This is a genomic window from Bradyrhizobium sp. (assembly GCF_049581145.1).
Taxonomy (GTDB): Bacteria; Pseudomonadota; Alphaproteobacteria; order Rhizobiales; family Xanthobacteraceae; genus Bradyrhizobium.
Genome location: NZ_JBAURI010000187.1, coordinates 1 through 4,475, shown reverse-complemented (window position 1 = coordinate 4,475; position 4,475 = coordinate 1). Strand labels below are relative to the sequence as shown.

Below are 4,475 nucleotides of genomic sequence, written 5' to 3'. Positions count from 1 at the left end.
CGGCAGGGGCGCTGCCAGCGCGAACATCCGGTAGCCGGCGCCAAGGTGCCCATGGTGACCCGGCAGGCTCGGGGTTTGCGATTCGCCCGCGGTTGGGACGGAGCCCGGCGCGAGACTTTCGATGCCGAGCTGCGGAAAGGCCCGCGCCAGATCGCCCAGCAGTCGCGGTCGCTCGGAAGCGGGCGCCGCACCGAGCAATTGCGCGGCCGCGACGATCTGGGCCGGCCCATTGTCGAATGACGTGTCGGGCGCGCCGGAGCGATGCAGCAGAAAGACCGCGGTGATGATGAGGTGAAGGGCCGCAATCGAGACGATCACCAGCGCTGCGATCTGCCCGCGGATGCCTCTGAGATTCAGAAAGCTGAACAGCTTCATGATCGATCGTTCGCCGCTGCCGCCGCTTCGACCGTCGGCGTGAACAAATAGCCTCCGGATCGCACCGTCTTGATCAGCGTGGCTTGCTGCGGATCTGGTTCGATCTTGCGGCGGATGCGGCTGACCAGCACGTCGATGCTGCGCTCGAACGAGCCGGCATTGCGGCCTTGCGTGAGATCGAGCAGGCTCTCGCGCGACAGCACGCGGCCGGGCCGTTCGCAGAAGGTGCGCAACAGGTCGAACTCGGCGCTGGTCATCGCGACCCGCGCGCCAGCCGGATTACGTAACTCGCGCCGCCTGACGTCGATCCGCCAGCCGAGAAAGCTCAACGCGGTGGCGCCCTCGGTGGCGCTCGCGGTCCAGGCGGCGTCGCGGCGGCGCAGCACCGCGTTGATCCGCGCCAGCAGTTCGCGCGGATTGAAGGGCTTCGCCAGGTAATCGTCGGCGCCCATCTCGAGCCCGACGATGCGGTCGACGGCTTCGCCGCGCGCGGTGAGCATGATGATCGGGGTCTGCGATTCCGCACGCACCTTGCGGCACAGGCTGAGACCGTCCTCGCCCGGCAGCATGACGTCGAGGATGAGCAGATCGACGCGATGGTCGGTCATTGCCCGCGCCATCTCGCGGCCGTCGGCCACCGTGGTCACGTTGCAGGCGTTGGTGCGCAGATACTTCGCGATCAACGCCCGGGTCTCGCGGTCATCTTCGACGACAAGGATGTTGGGCGATGCCTGGGCCATGCGCAAGCTTTGTCGGTGATTCGCCTCCCGTGGCGAAGGATTTTTGTTTCCAGATGTTTCCAGCCCTGTTCCCGTAACAGGGCGCAACATGCCGGCACGCCCTCTGAAAGGACCCGTTAAGGACACGAACCGTAGCGTCGTGACGTCTCGCACGAACTTTCGGGAAGCTATCATGACCTCAATCTCGGCGACCTCCAGCACCACCTACCAATCGCCTCTGCAGAGGCTGCAGGCTGAACTGCAGTCCGAAATCAGCTCCGGCGCCATCAGCTCGTCGGATCAGTCCGCGCTGTCGTCCGCGCTGACCGATATCAACTCCTCGCTGCAATCGAGCAGCTCCAGCAGTCAGTCGAGCGGCACACAGTCGTCGCCGGGCAATCTGCAGTCGAAGATCTCGAGCCTGATCGCGGGCGAAGTCTCCAGCGGCCAGCTCACCAGCAATCAGGCCACCGAGCTGCAGGGGCTGTTTCAAGCGGCCTTCGCCAATGGCTCTGGCGGTAGCGGCGGTCCTGGCGGTGCCGGTGGCCCCGGCGGTCCGGGCGGCGCCGGTGGTCCGCCTCCCGGCGGTCCTCCGCCCTCGGGTGGGGCGGGAAGCACCAGCAGCTCCTCGAGCAGCAGCTCTTCGAGCAGCAGCAGTTCCGCCGAGGACATCCTGAAGGAGTTTCTCCAGTCGCTGCAGAACTCGCTGTCGACATCGACATCGACGTACAGCGCGACCGGCAGCGCCGCCAGCACCGGAGCCGCCAGTTCATCGCTCTCGGCTCTCCTGATCAACTACCAGTCGTGAACCGCCGCGGCGCAGCTCCGCTGCGATCATTCTGCCAGAATGCTGGATGATCGCCGCACCTCGTGCTGGAACCGGGCTCGCGTTGCGCTGACATGATTCGCATGCGATCCGCCGCATCGTTTGCTGATTCGTTCCACGGAACCTGAGCGAATTGCCGCTTCGCAAAATCGAAAATGCGCGCCGCACGCGGAACACGGCACGCGTTCTCCGGTTCTCTCCCCACGCATTTCTGATCAGGGAGACAAACCAGATGCTAACAAAATATGCCACGACCGCTTTGGTCGGTTCCATGCTGTTCGCAAGCGTTGCGCTCGCGGAAACGCCGACGACTTCGGACCGTGCCGCGGCCGCTGCACCTGCGAGCGAGGCCTCGTTGCACGGCGACTGGCGAACCTCCAAGGTCGTCGGTCTCAGCGTCTATGACAATGCCAATGAGAACGTGGCTTCGATCAATGACCTGTTGATCGACAAGAGCGGGAACGTCAAGGCCGCCGTGCTCAGCGTGGGTGGCGTCCTCGGTGTCGGCGCGCGCCTGGTCGCGCTGCCGTTCGATCAGGTGAAGTTCGTCGACGAGCCGGTGCCTTCCACCACGGCGTCCAGCGCGCCAGCCTCGGCGGACCGGCCCGGCTCGACCGCGACGACCGGCTCGGCCAGCACCACGACGGGCTCGACCAGCACTTCGTCCTCGATGACCGCATCGAAGCCGAATCCCTGGTACCCCGATCACGCCGTGATCAACGCGACCAAGGACCAGCTGCAGGCGATGCCCGAGTTCAAGTTCACCACCGAGTAACGTCGGCGGTTTGGTGGCTTGTCAAAAAAGCGCGCCCGGGGTTTCCGCCCGGGCGCGTTTGATGTGTCCGTATTGATATTTGTCCGTATTGAGAAGAGCGTGACGCGTCGTGCGGCGATCAGTGCCGCGCCACGCTCAGTTCGTCTTCACCAGCGGGCAGCCGCCTTTGTCCAGCGGACGGAAGGCTTCGTCGCCGGGCACGGTCGCGATCAGCTTGTAGAGATCCCACTCGCCCTTGGATTCTTCCGGCTTCTTGACCTCGAACAGATACATGTCGTGCACCATGCGGCCGTCGATGCGGATCTTGCCGCCATGCGCGAAGAAGTCGTTGATCGGCGTCGCGCGCATCTGCTCCATCACCTTGGGCGCCTCATCGGTACCGATGGCCTCGATCGCCTTCAGGTAATGCATGGTCGCCGAATAGAGCCCGGCCTGGATCATGGTCGGCATGTGCCCGACCTTGTCATAGAAGCGCTTCGAGAAGGCGCGGGTCTCGTCGTTCATGTCCCAGTAGAAGGCGTCGGTGACGATCAGTCCTTGGGTCGCCTTGATGCCGAGCGCATGCGTATCGGTGATCTCCTGCAAGAGCGCGATCATCTTCTGGCCGCCCTGGGTGATGCCGAACTCGGCGGCCTGCTTCAGAGCGTTGGTGGTATCGCCGCCCGCATCGGCGAGCGCGATGACCTTGGCCTTGGAGGCCTGCGCCTGCAGCAGGAAGGAGGAGAAGTCGGACGAGTTGAGCGGATGACGGACCTCGCCAAGCACCTTGCCGCCGCTTTCCTTGACCACGTTGGCGGCGTCGCGTTCCAGCGCCTGTCCGAACGCATAGTCGGCGGTGACGAAGAACCAGGTATCCTCGCCGCGCTTGACCATCGCTCGGCCTGCGACGTTGGACAGCGCGTAGGTGTCGTAGGTCCAGTGCACCGTGTTCGGCGAGCATTGGCTGCCGGTGATGTCGGAGCTGCCGCCGCCCGAATTGATGTTGATCTTGTTCTTCTCGCGCGTCAGCGCCGAGATCGGCAACGCCACCGAGGAGGTCGGGACGTCGAAGATCGCATCGACCTTGTCGTTGTCGTACCAGTTGCGGGCGATGCCGAGGCCGACGTCGGGCTTGTTCTGATGGTCGGCGTAGACCACCTCGACCGGCTTGCCCTTCACCTTGCCGCCGTAGTCCTCGACTGCCATCTGTACCGCGGTAACCGACCCCTTGCCGGTGGCATCGGCGTAGAGGCTCGACATGTCGGTGAGCACGCCGATCTTGACGACGTCGTCGGAAATCTGCTGGGCACAGGCCGCGCCGCCAAAGCCGATCACCGCGAAGGCCGCCGCGGCGAGCGCCGTTGCAACTGATTTCATGGTTTCTTCTCCCTAATTTCTTGTTTGCGCCCGGGTTCTATCCGCTTTTGGCCAGGTCCGTAAAGCCGGAGTCGCTCGTCCATGGCAGCGGCGACCAAGACGCAGGCAAACGGGCTTGTTGACGTTCGCCGGCAGAAAACCGCACGCAGCGGGTCTCAAAGCTGCGGCAGCTTGGTCACGCGGGCATTGAGGGTGCCCTGGGCCTGCGCGATAACGCGGAGCGTGTGGGAGTCGAAGGCGATGTCGGCGAGATTGATGCTGGTGATTACAGCCTCCACCCGGACACCATCCTCGCTCTTCTGAAAATCGGTGATCACCGCGGCGAGCTTGCTCTGCGCATCGGCCGCCAGCGGCTTGAGATCGACGGTGGCCTTGTCGGTGAAGGCTCGCTCCAATTGCGGGATGATCACATGCGCCGCAGCAC

General features: G+C 64.3%; 5 protein-coding genes and 1 pseudogene. 2 read left to right on the top strand and 4 right to left on the bottom strand.

The annotated features are described in order from the left end of the window. Together WCB02_RS06195 and WCB02_RS06190 are read right to left on the bottom strand one after the other, a co-directional pair. Positions 1-375, bottom strand: a pseudogene (locus tag WCB02_RS06195) (ATP-binding protein); the annotation flags it as partial. Beyond that, positions 372-1,115, bottom strand: coding sequence for a response regulator (locus tag WCB02_RS06190; protein ID WP_423956956.1), 744 nt, complete (start codon positions 1,113-1,115; stop codon positions 372-374). The gene WCB02_RS06190 and the pseudogene WCB02_RS06195, both read right to left, overlap by 4 nt. 172 nt (positions 1,116-1,287) lie before the next feature. Here WCB02_RS06190 and WCB02_RS06185 point away from each other — a divergent pair, with 172 nt between their 5' ends. Both WCB02_RS06185 and WCB02_RS06180 read left to right on the top strand, forming a co-directional pair. Next, positions 1,288-1,902 (top strand): hypothetical protein, encoded by a 615-nt coding sequence (locus WCB02_RS06185; protein ID WP_423956955.1) that lies wholly within the window; start codon positions 1,288-1,290, stop codon positions 1,900-1,902. Between the two features lie 250 nt (positions 1,903-2,152). Beyond that, on the top strand, positions 2,153-2,695 hold the full coding sequence (locus WCB02_RS06180; RefSeq protein ID WP_423956954.1) for a PRC-barrel domain-containing protein: 543 nt from the start codon (positions 2,153-2,155) through the stop codon (positions 2,693-2,695). Between the two features lie 135 nt (positions 2,696-2,830). On the opposite strand, the gene WCB02_RS06175 is transcribed toward WCB02_RS06180, so the two are convergent. Both WCB02_RS06175 and WCB02_RS06170 read right to left on the bottom strand, forming a co-directional pair. Then, the gene (locus tag WCB02_RS06175) at positions 2,831-4,051 is read right to left on the bottom strand and encodes an ABC transporter substrate-binding protein (RefSeq protein ID WP_423956953.1); all 1,221 of its coding nucleotides are present in this window, start codon (positions 4,049-4,051) and stop codon (positions 2,831-2,833) included. A 155-nt stretch (positions 4,052-4,206) separates the two neighbouring features. Further along, the coding region (locus WCB02_RS06170; RefSeq protein WP_423956952.1) for a DUF4403 family protein at positions 4,207-4,475 on the bottom strand (269 nt) is incomplete at its 5' end.